20 protein-coding genes are annotated in these 20,773 nt (G+C 28.3%); 9 read left to right on the top strand and 11 right to left on the bottom strand.

The features are described from left to right. Window positions 1-11 precede the first annotated feature (11 nt). The 3 genes from rnr to AC2TEO_RS10905 all read left to right on the top strand — a co-directional run bounded on the left by rnr (window position 12) and on the right by AC2TEO_RS10905 (window position 3,175). Entirely contained in the window at window positions 12-2,210 is a 2,199-nt protein-coding gene (rnr, locus tag AC2TEO_RS10915; RefSeq protein ID WP_442264853.1) for a ribonuclease R, read from the top strand. A 68-nt stretch (window positions 2,211-2,278) separates the two neighbouring features. Continuing rightward, window positions 2,279-2,956, top strand: coding sequence for a head GIN domain-containing protein (locus AC2TEO_RS10910; protein WP_442264852.1), 678 nt, complete (start codon window positions 2,279-2,281; stop codon window positions 2,954-2,956). Window positions 2,957-2,992: 36 nt separating this feature from the next. Then, window positions 2,993-3,175, top strand: coding sequence for a Sec-independent protein translocase subunit TatA (locus AC2TEO_RS10905; protein ID WP_095068690.1), 183 nt, complete (start codon window positions 2,993-2,995; stop codon window positions 3,173-3,175). A gap of 50 nt (window positions 3,176-3,225) precedes the next feature. Here AC2TEO_RS10905 and AC2TEO_RS10900 read toward each other — a convergent pair whose 3' ends face one another. The 4 genes from AC2TEO_RS10900 to AC2TEO_RS10885 all read right to left on the bottom strand — a co-directional run bounded on the left by AC2TEO_RS10900 (window position 3,226) and on the right by AC2TEO_RS10885 (window position 7,103). Continuing rightward, window positions 3,226-3,903 (bottom strand): LytR/AlgR family response regulator transcription factor, encoded by a 678-nt coding sequence (locus tag AC2TEO_RS10900; RefSeq protein ID WP_442264851.1) that lies wholly within the window; start codon window positions 3,901-3,903, stop codon window positions 3,226-3,228. Further along, complete coding sequence (locus AC2TEO_RS10895) at window positions 3,900-4,937, bottom strand: sensor histidine kinase (RefSeq protein ID WP_442264850.1); 1,038 nt, start codon at window positions 4,935-4,937, stop codon at window positions 3,900-3,902. The genes AC2TEO_RS10900 and AC2TEO_RS10895 overlap by 4 nt, the downstream gene beginning before the upstream one ends. Further along, window positions 4,934-6,004: a serine hydrolase domain-containing protein gene (locus AC2TEO_RS10890; protein WP_442264849.1), complete on the bottom strand. Its 1,071-nt coding sequence runs from the start codon at window positions 6,002-6,004 to the stop codon at window positions 4,934-4,936. Before AC2TEO_RS10890 ends, AC2TEO_RS10895 begins: the two co-directional genes overlap by 4 nt. Window positions 6,005-6,155: 151 nt before the next feature. Next, window positions 6,156-7,103 carry an SPFH domain-containing protein gene (locus AC2TEO_RS10885; protein ID WP_442264848.1) on the bottom strand — a complete coding sequence of 316 codons (948 nt, stop codon included), beginning with the start codon at window positions 7,101-7,103 and terminating at the stop codon, window positions 6,156-6,158. Between the two features lie 117 nt (window positions 7,104-7,220). On the opposite strand from AC2TEO_RS10885, the gene AC2TEO_RS10880 reads away from it, so the two are divergent. Then, the gene (locus tag AC2TEO_RS10880; RefSeq protein ID WP_442264847.1) at window positions 7,221-7,619 is read left to right on the top strand and encodes a DoxX family protein; all 399 of its coding nucleotides are present in this window, start codon (window positions 7,221-7,223) and stop codon (window positions 7,617-7,619) included. Between the two features lie 138 nt (window positions 7,620-7,757). Here the strand turns inward: AC2TEO_RS10880 and AC2TEO_RS10875 are convergent, their stop codons facing one another. From AC2TEO_RS10875 to AC2TEO_RS10860, 4 genes are all read right to left on the bottom strand, one after another. Continuing rightward, window positions 7,758-8,606, bottom strand: coding sequence for a class I SAM-dependent methyltransferase (locus AC2TEO_RS10875; protein ID WP_442264846.1), 849 nt, complete (start codon window positions 8,604-8,606; stop codon window positions 7,758-7,760). A 139-nt stretch (window positions 8,607-8,745) separates the two neighbouring features. Next, window positions 8,746-10,623: a tRNA uridine-5-carboxymethylaminomethyl(34) synthesis enzyme MnmG gene (gene mnmG / locus AC2TEO_RS10870; RefSeq protein WP_442264845.1), complete on the bottom strand. Its 1,878-nt coding sequence runs from the start codon at window positions 10,621-10,623 to the stop codon at window positions 8,746-8,748. Between the two features lie 59 nt (window positions 10,624-10,682). After that, window positions 10,683-11,096 carry an rRNA maturation RNase YbeY gene (gene ybeY / locus AC2TEO_RS10865; protein ID WP_442264844.1) on the bottom strand — a complete coding sequence of 138 codons (414 nt, stop codon included), beginning with the start codon at window positions 11,094-11,096 and terminating at the stop codon, window positions 10,683-10,685. A gap of 3 nt (window positions 11,097-11,099) precedes the next feature. Then, a complete protein-coding gene (locus AC2TEO_RS10860; RefSeq protein ID WP_442264843.1) occupies window positions 11,100-14,447 on the bottom strand; it encodes a coiled-coil domain-containing protein in 3,348 nt (1,115 codons plus the stop codon). Between the two features lie 182 nt (window positions 14,448-14,629). Between AC2TEO_RS10860 and AC2TEO_RS10855 the strand changes: the two genes are divergently transcribed. The 5 genes from AC2TEO_RS10855 (at window position 14,630) to AC2TEO_RS10835 (ending at window position 19,278) form a co-directional block, all read left to right on the top strand. Continuing rightward, window positions 14,630-14,875 carry a hypothetical protein gene (locus AC2TEO_RS10855; protein WP_442264842.1) on the top strand — a complete coding sequence of 82 codons (246 nt, stop codon included), beginning with the start codon at window positions 14,630-14,632 and terminating at the stop codon, window positions 14,873-14,875. 105 nt (window positions 14,876-14,980) lie between these two features. After that, a complete protein-coding gene (locus AC2TEO_RS10850) occupies window positions 14,981-15,814 on the top strand; it encodes a transporter family protein (protein WP_442264841.1) in 834 nt (277 codons plus the stop codon). Between the two features lie 108 nt (window positions 15,815-15,922). Beyond that, complete coding sequence (gene gltX, locus AC2TEO_RS10845) at window positions 15,923-17,446, top strand: glutamate--tRNA ligase (RefSeq protein ID WP_442264840.1); 1,524 nt, start codon at window positions 15,923-15,925, stop codon at window positions 17,444-17,446. Window positions 17,447-17,558: 112 nt separating this feature from the next. Then, complete coding sequence (locus tag AC2TEO_RS10840; protein ID WP_442264839.1) at window positions 17,559-18,515, top strand: MBL fold metallo-hydrolase; 957 nt, start codon at window positions 17,559-17,561, stop codon at window positions 18,513-18,515. Between the two features lie 10 nt (window positions 18,516-18,525). Further along, the gene (locus AC2TEO_RS10835) at window positions 18,526-19,278 is read left to right on the top strand and encodes a DUF481 domain-containing protein (RefSeq protein ID WP_442264838.1); all 753 of its coding nucleotides are present in this window, start codon (window positions 18,526-18,528) and stop codon (window positions 19,276-19,278) included. Here AC2TEO_RS10835 and AC2TEO_RS10830 read toward each other — a convergent pair whose 3' ends face one another. The 3 genes from AC2TEO_RS10830 to AC2TEO_RS10820 form a co-directional block, all read right to left on the bottom strand. Then, on the bottom strand, window positions 19,279-19,632 hold the full coding sequence (locus AC2TEO_RS10830) for a 7(1) septoil knot domain-containing protein (RefSeq protein WP_442264837.1): 354 nt from the start codon (window positions 19,630-19,632) through the stop codon (window positions 19,279-19,281). A 9-nt stretch (window positions 19,633-19,641) separates the two neighbouring features. Then, window positions 19,642-20,238 carry a putative outer membrane beta-barrel protein gene (locus AC2TEO_RS10825; RefSeq protein ID WP_442264836.1) on the bottom strand — a complete coding sequence of 199 codons (597 nt, stop codon included), beginning with the start codon at window positions 20,236-20,238 and terminating at the stop codon, window positions 19,642-19,644. 64 nt (window positions 20,239-20,302) lie between these two features. Continuing rightward, the gene (locus AC2TEO_RS10820) at window positions 20,303-20,737 is read right to left on the bottom strand and encodes a TerB family tellurite resistance protein (RefSeq protein ID WP_442264835.1); all 435 of its coding nucleotides are present in this window, start codon (window positions 20,735-20,737) and stop codon (window positions 20,303-20,305) included. Window positions 20,738-20,773: the final 36 nt, after the last annotated feature.

Here is a 20,773-nt window from a genome sequence, read left to right as displayed (position 1 = left end):
TAAAAGATTATATGCCTAAAAAGAAGAAAATTTACAAGAAGAAAGGTAAGGTGATAAAGGATTTAACGAGAAAGATTTTTAAAATCTTAAATGAAGACAGTAACAAGGCTTTTAATTACAAGCAAATTGCTAGCAAAATTGCTATTAGTGATACAGACGGAAGAAATCAAATTATAAAGAAACTTCACGAACTGGCTGCTACAAATAAAATTGTAGAAGTAGAAAAAGGAAAGTATAAAATTAATGCAGATCGTAAATATCATATTGGTACAATGGATCTTACTAGTAATGGTAACGGTTATTTTATTTGTGATGATTTTGAAGATGATATTTTTGTTCCTTCAGTAAATATAAATAAAGCTTTACAAGACGATATTGTTAGGGTTTATGTGTATAACAAAAGAAAAACATCTAAACTTGAAGCAGATGTTGTTGAAATCATTGAAAGAGCTCGACAAGAGTTTGTAGGAACATTACAAATGAGTAAAAATTTCGGTTTTGTTTTACCAGATAATTCTAAAATGTATGCAGATATATTTGTATCGAAAGGAAAATTAAATGGGGCCGATAATGGAGACAAAGTAGTCGCTAAGATTACAGATTGGCCAGAAAACTCTAAAAATCCATTTGGAAAAATTACTCAAATCTTAGGAAAGCCAGGAGATCATGATACTGAAATACACTCGATTTTATTAGAATACGGATTACCTTATGAGTTTCCAAAAGAGGTAGAAGAAGATGCAGAAAAATTAACTATAGCTATTACCAATGAAGAAGTTGCTAAACGTAGAGATATGAGAAATGATCTTACGTTTACAATAGATCCAAAAGATGCAAAAGATTTTGATGATGCTTTATCATTTACAGTTTTAGAAAATGGTAATTATGAAATTGGAATTCATATTGCTGATGTTTCTCATTATGTACAACCAAAAACAATTTTAGATGACGAAGCTTATGACAGAGCAACTTCTGTGTATTTAGTTGATCGTGTTGTACCTATGTTACCAGAAATGTTATCTAATGGAGTTTGTTCTTTACGTCCGAATGAAGAAAAATTGACTTTTTCTGCTGTATTTGAGATGAATGAAAAAGCGCAAATTTTAAATCAGTGGTTTGGAAGAACAGTTACTTATTCTGATAAACGTTTTGCATACGAAGAAGCTCAAGCCATTATAGAAAGTAAAACGAATGTGGTTCCTGTTGAGGTTTCATTATCAGGTTCAGCATATACTGTAGATGAGAATATTTCTAATGCTATTTTAAAATTAGATGAATTAGCTAAGAAAATGCGTAGTAAGAGAATGAAATCTGGAGCAATATCTTTTGATAAAGTGGAAGTAAAATTTCATTTAGATGAAAATGCTAATCCGGTTGGTGTATTCTTTAAAGAAGGAAAAGATGCTAATAAATTAATTGAAGAATTTATGTTATTAGCTAACAGAAAAGTAGCAGAATTTATAGGAAAAGCTAAAGGAGGAAAACCTAGTAATAAAACATTTATTTATCGTGTTCATGATGAACCTGATATTGAAAAACTAGCTTCTTTACAAAACATTGTATCTAAATTCGGATATAAAATTGATACTCAAACAAGAGAAACTACTTCTCAGTCTTTAAATGAACTTTTAAAGGAAGTTCAAGGAAAAGGAGAAGCAAATATGGTTGAGACTTTAGCAATTCGTTCTATGAGTAAAGCCGTTTATACCACACAAAATATTGGACATTACGGTTTAGCTTTTGAGTATTATAGTCACTTTACTTCACCAATTCGAAGATATCCAGATGTAATGACACACAGATTATTACAACATTATTTAGATGGAGGTACTTCACCAAAAGTTGAAGCTTATGAAGAACGTTGTAAACATTCTTCAAAAATGGAAGAACTTGCAGCAAAAGCAGAACGTGAATCTATTAAGTATATGCAAGTTAAGTATATGCAAGATCATAAAGATGTGGAATTTGAAGGTGTTGTTTCTGGTGTCACAGAATGGGGGATTTATGTTGAAATTATAGCTAATAAATGCGAAGGAATGGTTCGTATTAGAGATATAAAAGATGATTATTACATTTTTGATGAAAAACAGTATGCAGTTGTAGGTCAGGCTACTCAAGCTGTAATTCAATTAGGAGATGAAGTTGTTGTTAAAGTTAAACATACAGATCTTGAAAGAAAACATTTAGATTTTGATTTAATTTCACATTAAACTTTAACTTTTTCAATATACTAATCACACAAATTTTTAGTTTAATTTGTAATTATAATCACCTAATAATGAAACAAATATTATTTTTTAAATTTTGTTTTCTTTCTATTTTTACTTTTGCTCAAACTACAATTACGAAGCAACTGAAAGATTTTGAGATTCTTAAAGTATACAATGGTATCGATATAGAATTAATAAAATCTGATAAGCAAGAAATTTATATTACTGGAGAGAAAGCAGAAAAAGTAAGAATTAAACAACAAGGCAAGAAATTAAAAATATCATTACGCTTTCCTGAAACTACAGCAGATGGAAAAGTAAAAGCTAAATTATATTTTAATAAAGATATTAACATTATAGATGCAAATGAAGGAGTTACGTTAACATGTAAAGAGATAAATCAAAACCATGTTGAAATTAAAGCTCAAGAAGGGGCATTTATGAACTTAGTTGTTAATACTAAACATTTAACTGTAAAGAGTTCTTCTGGTGGAGTTATTAAACTCTCTGGTGAAGCTAAAAATCAAACAGTTAAATTAGATTTAGGAGCAACTTATCATGGTTACAATTTAAAAGTTACTAATGTTTGTACAGTAACTGCTGGTTCTGGAGCAAAAGCTGAAATACATTCAGGAGAGACTTTAAATGCTAAAGTAAGTTTTGGTGGAACAATACTTTATAAAGGCAAGCCAGAACTTATTGAAGAAAAGAAAGTAATTGGTGGAACTATTGAAAGAAGTAACTAAAGTTTTTTATATCTTTGCAATATAAAATTTTGGATGATGAATACATTAACAACATTTTTAGCAATTCCTGGTGGAGCGTCTATAGCATTAATAGTAGTTGTAGTACTATTATTATTTGGAGGAAAGAAAATTCCTGAATTAATGAGAGGTTTAGGTTCTGGTATTAAGGAATTTAAAGATGCTACCAAAGAAGAGGACGATAGAATCGAAGAGAAATAATTTTTAATAAATTATATATGTAAAGCTCACAATTTTGTGAGCTTTTTTTATTACATTAAACTTTGCAGTACTTCTTTTTTTAATCGAACACTTATAGGTACTTTACAATCACGTATTACAATTAAATTACCACTAATCTCATCGATTTTATTTTTTGATATGATATAGGATTTATGTGTTTTTATGAACTCATTTTTAGGCAATTGATCATGCATTTGTTTTAAAGTAATATGTGTAATAATTATTTCTTTTTCTGTAATTACTTTCACATAGTTTTGCATAGATTCTATGAATAGAATATCACTAGTTGCAACTCTTTTTATTGCATCAGATGTTTTAATAAAAATTGTATTGTTATTATCTTCTTTAGTTAACAAACGCTCTGCTTTATTAACAGCTTGTAAAAATCTATTGAAAGGAATAGGTTTTACTAAATAATCTATAACTTCAAAATCATAGCTTTCTAATGCATGTTCAGAATATGCACTGGTAATTATTACAAGTGGTGAGTTTTTAAGTGTTTTTAACCATTCTAATCCAGTTAATAATGGCATGTTAATATCTAAGAAAATTAAGTCAATTTCATGAGATTGTAAATATTCATTAGCTATAATTGCATTTTTACACAAAGCAATAACTTTTACTAAAGGAATCTGATCACAATACTCTTTAATTCCTTCTCTGGCTAAAGGCTCATCATCAACAATTAAACAATTTATTTTTCTCAATTTAAATGTATTATAAGTTCAACTTCATGTGTATCTTCAGTAGATTTAATATTTAAATCATATTTATCTTTATAGAGTAAATTTAATCTCTTTCTTACATTTTTTAAACCTATTCCCCCACTCTTTGCCTGATGATGAAAAGAATCTTTAGAGTTATTAACTATTAGTTTTAAAAGGTTATTTCTTTCTACAATTGAGATTGATATAATATTATTTTTTGCTTCATTATGATTACTAATATGTTTAAAAGCATTTTCTATGAAAGGAATTAATAATAAAGGCATAATCAAATTATGTTCTTTTTCAATATCTATATTTAAATTTAAAACGATATCCTCTCCTTTTCTTATTCTTTCTATACTAATGTATTCTTCTATGTAATTTATCTCTTTATAGAGCTCTATTTTGTTTGTATTACTCTCGTAAAGTTGATAACGTAATAAATTAGAAAACTTAAGTAGTGTGCTTTTAGCATTAGCGTTATTCTTTCCAATTAAATGATAAATACTATTAATTCCATTGAATAAAAAATGTGGATTTAATTGAGCTTTTAAGTATTTTAATTCAGCATTATGATTCTCTATTAGTAATTCTTGTTTTGCTCTCTCAGATTTGATGTATTCTTGTTGAAAACGGTAATAAAACCCAACTATAAAATAAATGAAATGAAATATTGAATTATGATAAAACCATATTATTCCAGCTGCAATTGGTTCAAAATTATACACATGATACTTTACTGCTAAAGCAACATCTAAATAGGTTTCAACATAGGTTATTAAAAAGAATAGTACTATAGAAAAGCCCCAAAACATTGCTTTTTTATTTTTTACATAATACTTAGGAACTAGCCAAAACACTTGAATGTAAAATAATAAAGCATTAAAAAACATACCATATAGGTATGCTTTTTTTAATAATCCTTCTTCTTTTCCAAATCCATTCCAATTTAAATTACCGGAAGTTATATATATATAGCTTAATAACCAGAAAGTTAAATGTAATAAGATTATAAAAATTCTCTTTTTTATCATTTCATTAGTTTCTTAAATAAAGAAAAGCATAAATTATCTAAACTCGATGATTTACCATGAAAAGCTGAAATATTAGATAATACTAAAACTGCTTTTTTAGATTCCTTATGAAATACTAAACAAGATCTATATCCACCAGTTCCTCCATTATGCCAGTACAACTTTTTATTTTTACTGTCTATAATTTGCCAACCTAAACCAATTTTAGCCACTTTATTTACAGCAAATGTTTCTTTTAATGGTAATGTATACATTGGATCATTTTCGAAGTTTTTACGGATAAATTTTTCCATATCTTCAGTTGTAGATTTTATTCCTCCTGCTCCAACCAAAGCATCCGTAAAATCCCAATTACTTGCAAAACTACCATCAGGATTTAGACCTTTTACCAATTTACTTTTGTCTTTTACATTTGTTGAAGTACTATTCATTTGTAAAGGATTTAGAATAGTTTCATTTAGCAATTGATGATAAGTTTTCTTTGCTTTTTTTGCTAATATATATCCTAATAAACCCATTCCTAAATTAGAATACACACTGTTTTCACCAGCTTTATATTCATAGTCAATTTTCCCATTCAAATACTTTTTTAAGTCATCATTAGTATACTCTTTATATGGATTTGTTGGATTCTTTTCCATTTGTTTATACATGTTAGAAGGTAAAACTGGAAGTCCAGAACTATGATTTGATAAATGCTGTAAAGTAATACTATCGCCTTTATCAATAGTAAAATCAAAGTTACTTTGTAGAGTTTCATTCAAAGTAGTCTTACCATGCTGTATTGAATTAGATAACAAAATATTAGTAAATACTTTTGTAATAGATCCTATTTCAAAAATACTTTCTTTATTATCAATACTATTTATAGTACCATTTTGTTTTCTAACACCTAAGTACTCTGAATTATCTCCATCTATAACTAACACTGATAACTCTGTATTAGTGGGAAATTCTTTTATGAAATTTTTAATATCTGAAGAATAATCTTTACCATCCTTTTGAGCTTTAAGATTAAAAAAGCTTATTAAACCTAAGATAATACAAGTGTTTTTAAAGTACTTCATTTCCATTATTTTAATATTTTATAACAAAGAAATAAAGGATTTGAATACTTTACTATTTTGTTTGATGAACGTATATATTTATTTGATAAACGTAAAAAATCCAGTAGTAAAACTACTGGATTTTAATATATTTTAATTTATAGATGTATCATTAATCTTCAGAATCATCTTTCTTTTTGTTTTTTGCTTTTTTCATAGCTTCACCAATTTGGTTACTTGCTGTAAAAGAGGCCACCATGTTATTTAACATGTCACTACCTGCTTGTGGTGAGTTTGGTAGTAAAATTAAATTACTATTTGTCTCCTCTCCTATCGATTGTAATGTATCGTAGTGTTGCGTTACAACGATTAATGCAGAAGCTTCTTGACTGTTAATACCAACTTTATTTAAAACTTCTACAGATTCTTCTAAACCACGCGCAATCTCTCTTCTTTGGTCTGCAATACCTTGACCTTGTAATCTTTTACTTTCTGCTTCTGCTTTTGCTTTTTCAACAATTAAAATACGTTGAGCATCTCCTTCATATTGAGCAGCAATTTTTTCTCTTTCAGAAGCATTAATTCTATTCATTGCAGCCTTTACTTGAGCATCAGGATCGATATCTGTTACTAACGTTTTAATAATGTCATATCCATACTCCATCATTGCATCATTTAATTCAGATTTTACTGCAATTGCAATATCATCTTTTTTAACAAATACATCATCTAACTTCATTTTAGGTACTTCAGCACGAACAACATCAAATACATAACTTGTAATCTGATCGTGTGGATAATCTAATTTATAGAAAGCATCATATACCTTATCTTTTATTACTTTATATTGAACAGAAACCTTTAAACGTACGAATACATCATCTAAAGTCTTTGTTTCTACAATTACATCTAATTGTTGAATTTTTAAGCTTAACTTCCCTGCAATACGGTCTACTAATGGTATTTTTATATGTAAACCAGACTGTCGAATACTGTGAAACTTACCAAAACGCTCAATAATAGCAGCAGTTTGTTGTTTTACTATAAAGAATGCAGATATCAATAATATTATAGATAAAAATATTATTAATGGTATTAATGGATTGGATAATAATGACATAGTTAAATTTTTTTAAGTTGATTTATTTATAAATATAGCTATTTAAGTTACTTATATGACGCAATTTTTTTTAATTGTTACAATATGTAGTAATTTTATCCTAAAACAAACTTTTTTATGGAACTTTTTCAAAAACACATAACAGAAATTTTATTACTTTTATTTTTAATAGTTACTTTCTTACAGTCCGGTATAGATAAAGTTACAGACTGGAAAGGTAATGCTTCTTTTATTAAAGAACATTTTAAAAATTCTCCTTTAAAAAATTCTGTGCCTATCTTATTAGCAATTATTTTAATTATGGAACTTTTAGCCGGTGCTTTAATGTTCGTTGGAATTTTTCACTTATCAACAACAGGTGCAAAAGAAATAGCTTTAATTGGTGCAGTACTTTCTGCATTAAGTTTAATTTTTCTTTTAGTCGGACAAAGATTAGCAAAAGATTATGCAGGTGCTATGACATTAGCAGTTTATTTTATAATTGCAATTTTCGGAGTGTATTTATTAAGTAAATAAAATTTATATTAAATAAAATAAATATAATTTTTAATTATAATAAACGCTTTAAATAATGGGATTTAAAGCGTTTTTATTTTTAATTAATATAATTTTATAGATGAGTTGTAAATCCTTTTTAAAACCACCTATAAATGATTATTTCTTATTTTTTATGATGTAGATATGAGATGAATATTCTTCTGTTGATAATCCTTTTATATTAGACCATAATCCAACAAAAAAAGCATTTAAAAAGTTGTTTCTTCCTCTTTTATATTTTTCAGATAACATAGAAACATAGAATGAATCAAATAACATTGGTTTTATATTTACAACTTCCATTTTGATTTTATCAAAGATTCTTGAGATACTATTTTTTGAAAAATGCCAAATATGTCTTGGTACATCATAAGCAGCCCAATAATTTTTATAATAAACAGCATCAAAACTTTTATAATTTGGTACAGCAATAATTAAAGTTCCATTTTCTGTCAACATGTTTTTAATTTTGTTAATAGTATTATCTAAATCTGTTACATGTTCTAAAACATGCCACATTGTTATTACATCAAATTTCTGTTCATGTAATTCATCAATTGAATTTAATATAACTAAATTTTTAGTTCGTCCTATATCTCTTGCTTTAGAATTTGGTTCAATACCTACAACTTCCCAATCGTTGTTTTTACATTCTTTTATAAAATCTCCAGTACCACATCCTATGTCTAATATTGACTTACTTTTATTGATGTAATTATTTATTAATTTTATTTTTTTTGATATAGTATATTTTCTTACACTCTGATATATCTTATTAATTATACCTTCACTACTGTCTGTATGTGAAATGTATTCTTCGCTTTCATAATAAGAACTCAAATTATCAGGTATTGGGTTTGTAATTAATAAATCGTATTCTTCGTTTCTTAATAATTTAAATTCTTCTTTACTTACTGAATGATCTTTACAATCTATATAAAGGGAAGTGTTTTTATTGTAGTTCAAGTTACTTTTATTTTAAGTTCCACGTGAAACTTTACGGTTTCAAAATGGTAAATTTAAAAAATGTTCCACAAGGAACATTCTCTTTTTTGATTTAAATTTTAGTGAATAAAAAAAACGTTCCATGTGGAACGTTTTAAAATTATCTACCCATATAAACTAATAATACAGAGACATCGCTTGGAGAAACTCCACTAATTCGACTTGCTTGCGAAATGCTGGTCGGTTTTATTTTTAGAAGTTTTTCCCTTGCTTCGTATGATAATGATTTTACTTTAGTGTAATCAAAACTTGAAGGTATAGGAACGTTTTCTAGTCTGTTTAATTTATCAGCGTTGCTCTTCTCTTTTTCGATATACCCCGAATACTTTAAATGAATTTCAACTTGTTCTATAATTTCTTTATCTATTGAGTTTTCTTCTATGAAATTATTTAATTTTTCTATAGATAAAAAGTCATTAAAAGTAAGTTGAGGTCTGGCTGCTATTTTGTATAACTTCATAGATTGATTTATAGCTGCTAGATTTTTTTTCTCAAGTATAGGGTTTATTTCTTCTTTTGTTACGCTTAGTTTTTTTAAGAACTCTATTGTTTCTTCTGTTTTCCTTTCTTTGTTAGTTACTCTTTTTAATCTTTCTTCTGAAGCTAAACCAATTTCGAAAGATTTTTTAGTTAATCTTAAATCAGCATTATCTTGACGAAGTAGAGTTCTGTATTCTGCACGAGAAGTAAACATTCTATATGGTTCTTCAGTTCCTTTTGTGATTAAATCATCAATTAAAACTCCTATATAAGCTTCACTCCTTTTTAAAATAAAAGGTTCTTTATTTTGTGTTTTTAATGCTGCATTTACACCTGCCATTAATCCTTGCGCTGCTGCTTCTTCATATCCAGTAGTACCGTTAATTTGTCCTGCGAAAAATAAGTTTTCGATAAGTTTTGTTTCCAACGAGTGTGTTAACTGTGTTGGTGAAAAATAGTCGTATTCTATCGCATATCCATATCTAAAAAACTTTACTTTTTCAAAACCAGGAATAGAACGTATTGCTTTATCTTGAATGTCTTCTGGTAAAGATGTAGAGAACCCATTTACATATATCTCAACTGTATTCCACCCCTCAGGTTCTACAAAAACTTGATGTCTTTCTTTATCAGCAAAACGATTTATTTTATCTTCTACAGACGGACAATATCTTGGTCCAGTTGATTTAATTCTTCCGTTAAACATAGGAGATCTATCAAATCCTTCTCTAAGTAAATCATGTGTAGTTTGATTTGTATAAGTCAAATAACAAGATCTCTGTTCTTTTAAAACAGATGTAATCGGTAAATAAGAGAATTTTTCAGGATTATCATCACCAGGTTGTTCGGTCATTTTAGAATAATCTAAAGAACGACCATCTACTCTTGGAGGTGTTCCTGTTTTCATTCTTCCAGATTCAAAACCTTTTGCAACTAAGTCTTCTGTTATTCCAGTTGAAGCCCCTTCTCCTGCTCTACCACCACCAAATGTTTTCTCTCCGATATGAATTAAACCATTTAAAAAAGTACCTGCTGTTACAATTACAGTCTTGGCTTTTATATCTAATCCAAGGTTTGTTTTTACTCCAATTATTTTGTTTCCATCGAAGATTAAACCGTTAACAGAATCTTGATAAAAATCTAAATTTTCAGTTTGCTCAAGCATATTTCTCCAACATTCTGCAAACTGCATTCTGTCAGATTGAGCTCTCGGACTCCACATTGCAGGTCCTTTAGATTTGTTAAGCATTTTAAATTGTATAGCGGTCTTATCCGTAACAATAGCACTATAACCACCTAACGCATCAATCTCTCTAACTATTTGTCCTTTTGCTATTCCACCCATAGCAGGATTACAACTCATTTGAGCAATGTTCTGTAAATTCATTGTAATTAAAAGAGTGTGTGCTCCCATGTTTGCACTTGCTGCTGCTGCTTCACTACCAGCGTGTCCTCCTCCTACTACAATAACATCGTATGTTGTTGTGAATAAACTCATCTTTATATTCTGTATTGGATATTCTTTAAAATAAAAAAGTCCGTTCCACGTGGAACGGACTACAAATTTAAGACTTTTAAACAAGTATTTTCTTTGTCTCTCATGATTTGTTTTTCATTATCTGTCTTATCTTTAAAACCCATATAATGAAGTATGCCATGAATAATGACTCGGTGTAGTTCTTCTTGAAAAGAAACTTCAAATTTAGAAGCATTTTCCTTTACTCTTTCTATAGAGATAAAAATATCACCACTTACAAGTTTACCTAAAGAATAATCGAAACTAATAATATCTGTGAATGTGTCATGTTGTAAAAATTCAACGTTTATTTTATGTAAATAACTATCATCACAAAAGATATAATTCACTTCACCTAGTTCGTGGTTTTCTTCTTCTATACATTTAATAATCCATTCAGATGTTCTTTTTTCATCTGAAAGTTCAAAGTTGGTTTCGTAATTAAAAGCTATCATTTTTTAATTTTTAGAAGTGTTCTTATTATTGAAATATTCCTGAACTTTCTTCTTGTAATTTTGTTGTAAAGGTAACGATTGTCTGTTTAAAATTTCAGTTTGATTGTAATACTGTTTTTTAAATTCAAGTTCCTTGATTCTATTTTTATTATATTGGATTAAATTAGTGTTTGACTTTCTTTTCTTTTCTTTTCCTTGTTCGAAAGTTGCTTTTTCTAATTTTAAAAGTTGATAGTTTAAACGCTGCATTCTTTGTAAAGTACTTTGATTAAAACCTTTTTCTAAAATTTCATTTTCTAACTGTTCCATCTGTTTTAATGCTTTTTTACCTTCTCCATTTCCGTCTTTTCCATCTTTTATAGCATCTTGTAATTGCTGTCTAAGTTCACTTTGTTGTTTGTATATTTCGTATAATTCTCCATTTAAATCATCGTTCTGTCCTTGTTGTCCTTCTCCTTTTTGTTGTCCTTTATTCTCCCCTTTTTGACCTTTTTTATCTCCTTTTCCATCCTTTGGTTCACCATTTTCACCATCTTTAGGTTTTCCATCTTTACCATTTTTATTCATTCCTTTCTTCATTTTATTCATTAAGTCTTCTTGTTTTTGAATAATATCTGGTAAACTAAATGAATCGCCGCTCTTCCCTTTTCCACTACCACTACCTGGTTTTGGGTTTTGCATTGCGTCTAAAGTATTACTTAGCATATTAGCTAATTCATTTGCTGAAGTCATAACATATCTTTGGTTAGAAACACCATTTCGGAATCTACTATCTGCAAAGTTTTCTAACGATTGATCTAAATTATAATGCGCATCAGCTAAATGATCTTGTATTTTAGAACTAATTTCAGGTACACGAAGAGATAAAACAAACAAGCTATCATCGATATGTTCGAAGTATGTTTTTAATTGATTCTGCTTCTTTAAATTCTTTCCAAAATTAGGATGTCCTGAATTAATTTTAGAGAAATCATTCATTAATGTTTCCTGATCAAAAGAGAATGTAACTAGGTTTTCAAGAATACTACGAAGATCTTCCATGTTCTCTTCAGCCATTTCATTACTCATCATTTGCATTGATTGCTGCATTTTCTGACTCATTTCTTTCATTTTTTGAGCAGCTTTCTTCTGATTTTGTTTAGCTTTTTGACTGTTATTTTTCTTTTGGTTTTCTTCTGCTTTGTTTAATTGTTCTTGTGTTTCCTTCTTTAAGTTTTCAACTGAAGGAATATCCATTGGTCTTTTTAATTTTTCGTTTTCCTTTTTTAAATCATCTAATTCCTTTTTTTGCTTTTCAAATTCTTCTTTTAATTTTTTTTGTTCCTCCTCTGTGTTCTCTTTGTTGCTTAATTCTTCTTGTTTTTTAGCTAATTCATCTAGTTTTTCAGCAATTTTATTCATTTTTTGTTCTACATAATATTGCTTAGCTAATTCTAAAACTCTTTCTAAACTCTTTTCTTGCTGTTTGTTTTGTTGAGCAAGTTGTTTTGACTTTTTAATTAAATCTTCCTTGTTCAGCTTTTCTGCCATTTTTTTAAGTTGATCTAAAAGCTTTTTTTGTTTTTGAATCTTTTTAAGTTCTTCTATTCTTTTCTGTAAGTTTTCTTTTTTCTTTTGTAAACTTTCATTTTTTTCTTCCTTTTCAGAAAAGTTCTCTTGAAGTTTCTTTGTTTGTCGCTGCATCATGTTCTGATACTGCTCTTGTCGCTTAATAATATTTTCTATTTTCTTCTGATCATTCCAATTCATATTCTTCTTGTTTTGAAGATCGAATTGAACTTTTTCTAGTTCTTGTTTGCTGTCTTGTTGCTTTTGTAAAGAATTCTGAATGTTTTCTAAGTAATTTTGTTGTTCATTTAGTAATTCATTATCTAACTCTTCAGTCGTTTTCTTTCTATACGAAAACTTTTTACTGACTGCCTTTTTATTTCCTTGTATAGCATCATTATCAAAAACTCTAAAGAATAATTCATAGTCTATACCTTCTATTAATTTTAAATCATCTGGAAACTTAGCAAAGAAACTCTGTACGTTTTCTCTAGAAATTTTTATTTGTTTAGTTTTTTTATTTTCAGGATTGTGAATATCATAATAAACCATTTCTAATTTTTGAAATCCATAATCGTCAGAAATTTCACCAGCAAAATAAACGGGACCTCTAGAAATACTATCAATATTTGATTTAACTTCAATTGTTGGAAATTCATCAGAAATTGTATTAATAGAAAAATTTAGTTTTTCGTAATTTTTTAGTTTAATATTTGAAGTACTTATTAAATAATTTACATCTTCTAAAATTCTCTTTTGAAAAGAAAATTCGTTGTTTTTATCTGTTTTAAAAGGTTTAGTTTTATTGTTACTCGTGTAATTAACACTATCTGTATCAGAAGTTAAAACTTTCCAAGTAACGAATGTTCCTTGTGGAACAGTGATGTTTGTTGCGTTAGAAAGTTGTTCGTTTTTTTTACCAATATACCTCGGGTAATTGATCTGCATACTGATGTTTTTTATTGAAGGAGTCTTAATAATATTTACTTGATAATTAGTAGACTTAATCTTATTTGCTTCAATAAAGAATTGAATGTTTTTATTTACAGATTCAAAGGTGTATGAAAACAAACCAGAACCATTATTATCTAAATAATAAGATTCATTATTAAAGTTAATTTTTGCTTCATCAGGAATAACTTGTCCTTTAGTTTGTATGTAAACAGTTAAAGGATCACCTTTAATTACCTCTAAGTTTTTTGAAGTAAGTTCAAAGAAAAAAGGAGCAGGTGGATTGTAAGCAATGCTATGATTTACTACCCTATTTAAACTATCATTAAGTTTATCACCAATACCAGTAATAAAAGTAAGTAACCATAAAACCACTGGAATTACTAAATATTTTAAATATTTTACGTTTACTGAGAAATTTATAGCATTTGAAAAAGGAATCGGTTGTAGTTCACTTGCTTTTTGATCGATACTTGCTAAAAGTAATTCCGATGAATTTGTTTCGTTTTTAAGCTGTAAAAAATTAAGTAATTTATCTTTTACTTCTGGAAAATGATTTCCAATTAGTTTAGAAGCTTCTTCTTGAGTAATTCCCTTTTTAAGTCCAAAAAGTTTAAAAATCGGAAAACAAATAAAACGAATTAATAAAAATACTTCTACGGTTATAAATAACCAGAACAAAACTGTTCTTGCGTTAGGTTTTAACCAGAAAAAATACTCTATAAATAGAGTAAATAAAAGATATAAAAGTCCTAACGTTAAAAATAGAATACTTCCTTTTATTAGTTCATTTGTGTAAAATTTTCTACTAAACTGCTGAAGTTTTTGCTCAATTCGATTGAAATTACTCATAAAACAAATATTAACCTATAAAAGTAATCAAATTTCGTATTCAAAAACAGTATTAAAAAAGTTAAAAAGGCGTTTCACTCTAGTTTTTGTTAAATAAAATTTAAAATAATACTCTTTAACACTATTAAAAAGAAAATAACAATAGATTTAAAGTAATTATTAACCTCATAAATTTAAATATTATGAAAAAAGAATTTTTAAAACTTCAAAACACTAAGATTTTATCCAAAAAACAACAAAGAACTATTCAAGGAGGAATTTGGGGAAGTTCTAATTGTACTGCAACTGGTTGTGTAGCATCTCACCATGCAGGCGGACAAGGATTCATTGGGTCTGAAGGTGGTACTTGTGTTTTAGATGCTCCTGCTGGAGAATCTTGTATTGGAACTGTTCGAAACGGTTTATGTTGTATAGGTTCTTTTAATTAAATAAAGAAAATAAATAAACCTAAATGCTTAGAAGTTTCTAATTTCTAAGCATTTTTTTGTAAGGAATTGACTTATATTTTAACTAATAGTGAAAATATTTAAAACATGAAAAAACTAACTTATTTTTTACTTATTTGCCTATCAATAAGCACATATGCTCAAAGTCCTTGGACACAAAAGAAAGATGAAACTTATTTACAATTATCTTTTACTACTATTCCAACATACTCAGATATTTTTGGAAATCCAGATTTTCAAACTGAAAGAGAAATTAATGATAATACATTACAATTATATGCTGAATACGGAATTTCAGATAAAACAACTTTAATAGCAAACTTACCTTTTAAATTTGTTGCTACTAATGATTTAGTTAATCCAACTCCATTTCCAGTAACTGCAGAAGGATCTAAAAGTTCTTTAGGAAATATACAAGTTGGAGTTCGTCATAATTTTTACAATAAAAAGTGGTTAATTTCTGGTCAATTGATGGTTGAAGCTAATACAAGTAATTTTGATGCTGCTACTGGTTTAAGAACTGGTTACGACGCTTGGACTTTTACTCCTGTTATTTCTGCAGGTAGAGGATTTGATAAATGGTATATTCAAGCTTTTACAGGAGTTGATATTAGAACAAACGATTATAGTTCTGCATTTAAATTAGGCGGTGAAGCTGGTTATAAAGTAGGTTCTTGGTTATGGGTTGCTGGTTTTTTAGATGGTGTTGCTTCTTTTCATAATGGAGAAATTTTACAACCAATTACTAATTTAAGAACAAGTTTATATGTTAATGACCAGAGCTATGCAGCTTTTGGATTTAAAATTATAGGAGAAATTAATAAAAACTTTGGTGCAAATGTTGGTTTAGGAGGTGCTTTTAGCGGACGAAGAGTTGCAAAATCTCCTGCATTATCATTCGGTTTGTATTACAAGTTATAATTTTTTTATATAAATATTAATGAAGAGAGTTTCGAAAGAAACTCTCTTTTTTTGTCTTTTTTGCTTTGTCTTTTAAAACTATCTTTGCCACGTTAAAAAATTAAAAAAATGTCTGACAACGTTCGTGTGCGTTTCGCGCCAAGTCCAACAGGACCGTTACATATAGGTGGCGTAAGAACCGCATTATTCAATTATTTATTTGCAAAAAAACATAATGGAACATTCGTTTTACGAATCGAAGATACCGATCAAACACGTTATGTAGCTAATGCAGAACAGTATATTGTAGATGCCTTAGAATGGTGTGAAATTCCTTTTGATGAAGGTCCAGGAAAGAATGAGAAATTTGGTCCTTACAGACAATCTGAACGTAAAGATTTATATAAACAATATGCTGATGAATTATTAGCAAACGGTTGGGCATATTATGCTTTTGATACTGCGGATCAATTAGATGCACATCGTAAAGATCATGAAGCAAAAGGTAAAACATTTATTTACAATTGGCATAATCGTGAAAAAGGAAGATTGGTGAATTCTTTAGTCCTTTCTGAAGAAGAAGTTCAGCAAAAAATAGAAGCAGGAGAAAAATATGTAGTACGTTTTAAAACACCTCAAGACGAAACTTTAATTTTACAAGATGAAGTAAGAGGAACAATTAAGATTGATACTAATACATTGGATGATAAGATTTTATTTAAATCTGATGGTATGCCAACTTATCATTTAGCGAATATTGTTGATGATCATTTAATGGAAATTTCACATGTAATTCGTGGTGAAGAATGGTTACCTTCTCTCCCATTACATTCACTATTATATACTGCATTTGGTTGGGAATCACCAAAATTTGCGCATTTACCTTTAATTTTAAAACCAGTTGGTAAAGGAAAATTAAGTAAACGTGACGGTGATAAATTAGGTTTTCCAGTCTTTCCATTAGAATACACGAATGAAAAATCTGGAGATGTTTCACGTGGATATAGAGAAGATGGATATTTTTCGGACGCTTTTGTAAATATGTTAGCTTTATTAGGTTGGAATCCTGGAACGGAGCAAGAATTATTCTCACTAGAAGCTTTAATTCAAGCCTTTGATTTAGCTAGAGTAAGTAAATCTGGAGCAAAATTCAGTCTAGATAAAACAAAGTGGTTTAATCAACAATATTTACAACAAAAACCTGATAATGAGTTAGTTAGTTTGTTTTTACCAATACTTGAAAATCAGGGGATTACTGCTAATAAAGACTTTGTAGAGAAGGTAGTTTCTTTAATTAAAGAACGTGCAGTTTTTGTACAAGATTTTTGGGATTTATCAAGTTTTTTCTTCCAAGATCCTAAAGAATATGATCAAAAAGCAGCTAAAAAACAGTGGAAAGAAACTACTGGAGCTTTAATGACGGAATTGGTTTCTGTAATTGAAGGAATTGAAGATTTTACTATTGAAAATGCACAAACTGAAATTAAAGGTTGGATTACTTCAAAAGAAATAGGTTTTGGTAAAGTAATGCAACCATTACGATTAAGTTTAGTTGGCAAACTTGCTGGACCAGATTTATTTGAAATTATGATTATGGTTGGTAAAGAAACAACTATTAAAAGAATACAAAATGCGATAACTAATTTAGGATAGTTTATCACAAATGAATATTTTAAAAGCGTTATTACACTACTTAATAACGCTTTTTTCTTTCAATCATTTTAGATTTTTGTTTCTTTGCAACGAATTAGAGAAAAAGAAAAAAATGTTTACAACTACAGTAAAAAGTACTACAGAAGAAGATATTTCTATTCTTGTTCAGAAAGACAATCATTCTTGGAATTATTTATGTGATTGTGGTGAAGCGAGTTTATTAACAGTAAAAGAAATACAAAACATAAAAGCTGTTTTTATAAGTCATACTCATATCGACCACTTTATTAATTTTGATGCTATAATTAGGCATCAGATTGGTACTGAGTTACATGTAATTATTTTAGGTCCAAAAGGTATTGCAGCCCAAGTACAATCGAAGCTAAAAGGTTACACGTGGAACCTTATTAATCAAAATTCAATTACTTATGAAGTAAGAGAATTGATATCAGCTAATTACTATATTGTTTATGAATTAAAACCACCAATTTGGGAACTAAAAAAAGTAAAAGAAGTCACAAATAAACAGGTTTTCGAAGACAAAGAATTTTCAGTTTCTTGTGTGCTGTTAGATCATAAAATTCCAACGGTAGCTTATAAATTTCAAGAAAAAGAAAAAATTAAAATTAATATAAAGAAAAGTGATTTTAAGCCTGGTAAATGGGTGAAAGAATTAAAGGAAGCTTTTGAAAATAATGATAAAAGGAGAGAAATTATTATAGCTGAAAGTAGTTATACAGCAGAAGATCTTTTTTATTTATTGGAAGTTCAATTAGGAGATAGTTTAGGAATTATTATGGACCACGCTCCTAGTGAAAAAAATCATCAAAAAATTCAAGAACATTTTAAAGACTGTGAAACTGTTTACATAGAATCTTTTTATTTGAATGAAGATAAAGAGTTGGCAATCAAAAACTTTCATAGTTATGCAGCAAAATCAGGTGAAATAGCTAAAAAAGCTAGAATAAAAAATCCTATTCCTGTACATTTTTCAAGAAAATATAAATCAGCACAAATAGAACAACTTCAGCAAGAGTTTTATAATGCTTTTAAATCAACAATAGTTTAGCTAAAACAAAATGAAAAAACGTATTTCTTTTCTAATACTACTATTCCCGTTTATATTATCCTCTCAAATTATTAATGTTGAAAACTTGAGACGGGTTACAGATACAACAGGTTGGTCTGGTTTTGCACGATTAGATTTACATTTAATAAAAAATAGAAATACAATATTTGGTTTTTCTAATAGAATACGTGTACAGTACAAGACCAATAAGCATTTATGGTTGTTTGTTAATGATTTAGATTTTAGAGAAGCGAATTCTAATAAGCTTGTAAGCAAAAACGCACAGCATTTAAGGTACAACTATCGATTTCGTGAGAAAATCGCTCTAGAGGCGTTTTTACAGTCTCAGGAGAACGAAATAGCTGCAATTCGATTAAGAGGTTTAATTGGTGTGGGTTTACGCTTTAAATTGTCTAAATCGGAGAAATACAAGCTATATTTTGGTAATTTAGTTATGTATGAAAATGAAAAGGTGATTGAGTCTGATGAAAAAATAACGAATAGAGATTGGAGAAATAGTTCATATTTTTCTATGAGTTTATTTCCAACAAAAAATATCTCGATTGCGAGTACTACATACTTTCAACCGAGATTTGATTTATTTTCTGATTTTAGAATTTCTAGTCAAACAACAATGTCTTTTAAAATCGTTAAAAATTTAAGATTTGCTACAACTTTCACTTATCAATATGATGAATTTCCGGTTTTAGGTATTCCAAAGGAACAATACCGATTAACAAACGGAATTATGTATAGTTTTTAATTAGCGAGACATTCCTGGAAAAGAATTCACAGGTTTAATTTTTAAATCTGCAAAATTTTCTGTGATGTATACACGTAAGTCTTCACCATGTTCAACGATTTGCCATTCACCACAATTATCGGCGAAACTTTCTACAAATTTTACCTTTACATCAGGAAAAGAATTAACGATTTTAACTTTAATATCTGCTTGAGATGAATATTCAACAAGTTTAATTTTACCGTAAAGTTTTTTGCCATCAAAACTACAGATATCAGTCTGTACTTTCGGATTCTTTTCTTCTTTATTTTTTCCTTTAGAAATAACTAAAAATAGAGAAATACTAATACAAAAAAACAAGGCAAACACTTTCATTACAAATAATTAATGTTGGTTAAAATAACAAGCTCCTCCAATGGCAGAAGTTGCTCTTCCTGAAAATAAATTACCAATATCGAAAGAATAAATTAAACTACCTGTAATCTGTATATGAGAACGCATACTTTCAAAAGATTCTAAAGAATGTTTATAATACAATTGTGTGTTTAAACCTATAGAATTAGTAATCCAATAAGTAAGACCAGCACCTACATTAAAAGTAGGAGTCATTTTTCTTTCGGAATCTACTAAACTTCCACCAGCAAAAACATAAGGAAGAAAATCTTCAGATAATTCAGTAAAATTGTAACGAATAGAACCGTCTAATGAAAAATATTTTACTGAGTTATCAATAAAACCGACACCAAAACTATTAAAAGACATGGCACCATCTAAAGATAATTGTTCACCAATGGGAATAGTTAAATTCAATCTTGGAATTTGAATCATGTTTTTGTCTCCTATAAAACTTGCATCTTCATCTGAAAATTTAACAACACCGGCTCCGAGACCAATTTGCCATTTTCTGTTTCTATTTGACTCTACTTGGGCAAAAATATTAGCAACTACGAATACTGTTACGACGAAAAAAAATTTTCTCATAATCATAATTTGGGGATGGTTATAGTTTACTAAACTACTAAATTTTTGTTTTAGTATGTAAAATCTATATAGAATTTACTTTTTTAATTGCCTCTGTAAATACCTCTAAATCATTGTTGTTCATTACTAAATGAATAGCTTCATCACAAACTTTTTCAACATTATCTAAAGGGAAACTTAAAGCTGTTGTTATTTTTCTCATTAACAGAACTTCATCTTTATCAACATTACCATCAGCAAAAATCATCGTAGTTAAACGATATAAACGTTCAATACTTTCATCATAACCAATTGGTGGGTTTATAGGGTAAACATCTGGGTTTTTAAGTATTTCTTTATATTCTTCTTCGCTAATATTTAATTTCTTAGCAGCTTTATCTAATAATTTCTGTTCAGCTTCAGTGATCATATTATCAACTAAAGCAATTTTAACGATACTTGCAAAATGACCTATTTCTTGTTTGTGTTGACCGCTAGCGTATAAATCTGATATAGACATATTTTTTTAATTTTTTGTTGTTATAAATTTAAATAA

The organism is Tenacibaculum aquaeponti (genome assembly GCF_057221555.1).
This window is presented reverse-complemented; position numbering and strand designations above follow the sequence as displayed.

Excerpts from the sequence above, each read along its gene's own strand:
- rnr (WP_442264853.1), top strand. The coding sequence starts at position 12 with ATGCCTAAAAAGAAGAAAATTTACAAGAAGAAAGGTAAGGTGATAAAG.
- AC2TEO_RS10910 (WP_442264852.1), top strand. The coding sequence starts at position 2,279 with ATGAAACAAATATTATTTTTTAAATTTTGTTTTCTTTCTATTTTTACT.
- AC2TEO_RS10905 (WP_095068690.1), top strand. The coding sequence starts at position 2,993 with ATGAATACATTAACAACATTTTTAGCAATTCCTGGTGGAGCGTCTATA.
- AC2TEO_RS10895 (WP_442264850.1), bottom strand. The coding sequence starts at position 4,937 with ATGATAAAAAAGAGAATTTTTATAATCTTATTACATTTAACTTTCTGG.
- AC2TEO_RS10890 (WP_442264849.1), bottom strand. The coding sequence starts at position 6,004 with ATGAAGTACTTTAAAAACACTTGTATTATCTTAGGTTTAATAAGCTTT.
- AC2TEO_RS10885 (WP_442264848.1), bottom strand. The coding sequence starts at position 7,103 with ATGTCATTATTATCCAATCCATTAATACCATTAATAATATTTTTATCT.
- AC2TEO_RS10880 (WP_442264847.1), top strand. The coding sequence starts at position 7,221 with ATGGAACTTTTTCAAAAACACATAACAGAAATTTTATTACTTTTATTT.
- mnmG (WP_442264845.1), bottom strand. The coding sequence starts at position 10,623 with ATGAGTTTATTCACAACAACATACGATGTTATTGTAGTAGGAGGAGGA.
- ybeY (WP_442264844.1), bottom strand. The coding sequence starts at position 11,096 with ATGATAGCTTTTAATTACGAAACCAACTTTGAACTTTCAGATGAAAAA.
- AC2TEO_RS10860 (WP_442264843.1), bottom strand. The coding sequence starts at position 14,447 with ATGAGTAATTTCAATCGAATTGAGCAAAAACTTCAGCAGTTTAGTAGA.
- AC2TEO_RS10855 (WP_442264842.1), top strand. The coding sequence starts at position 14,630 with ATGAAAAAAGAATTTTTAAAACTTCAAAACACTAAGATTTTATCCAAA.
- AC2TEO_RS10850 (WP_442264841.1), top strand. The coding sequence starts at position 14,981 with ATGAAAAAACTAACTTATTTTTTACTTATTTGCCTATCAATAAGCACA.
- gltX (WP_442264840.1), top strand. The coding sequence starts at position 15,923 with ATGTCTGACAACGTTCGTGTGCGTTTCGCGCCAAGTCCAACAGGACCG.
- AC2TEO_RS10840 (WP_442264839.1), top strand. The coding sequence starts at position 17,559 with ATGTTTACAACTACAGTAAAAAGTACTACAGAAGAAGATATTTCTATT.
- AC2TEO_RS10835 (WP_442264838.1), top strand. The coding sequence starts at position 18,526 with ATGAAAAAACGTATTTCTTTTCTAATACTACTATTCCCGTTTATATTA.
- AC2TEO_RS10830 (WP_442264837.1), bottom strand. The coding sequence starts at position 19,632 with ATGAAAGTGTTTGCCTTGTTTTTTTGTATTAGTATTTCTCTATTTTTA.
- AC2TEO_RS10825 (WP_442264836.1), bottom strand. The coding sequence starts at position 20,238 with ATGAGAAAATTTTTTTTCGTCGTAACAGTATTCGTAGTTGCTAATATT.
- AC2TEO_RS10820 (WP_442264835.1), bottom strand. The coding sequence starts at position 20,737 with ATGTCTATATCAGATTTATACGCTAGCGGTCAACACAAACAAGAAATA.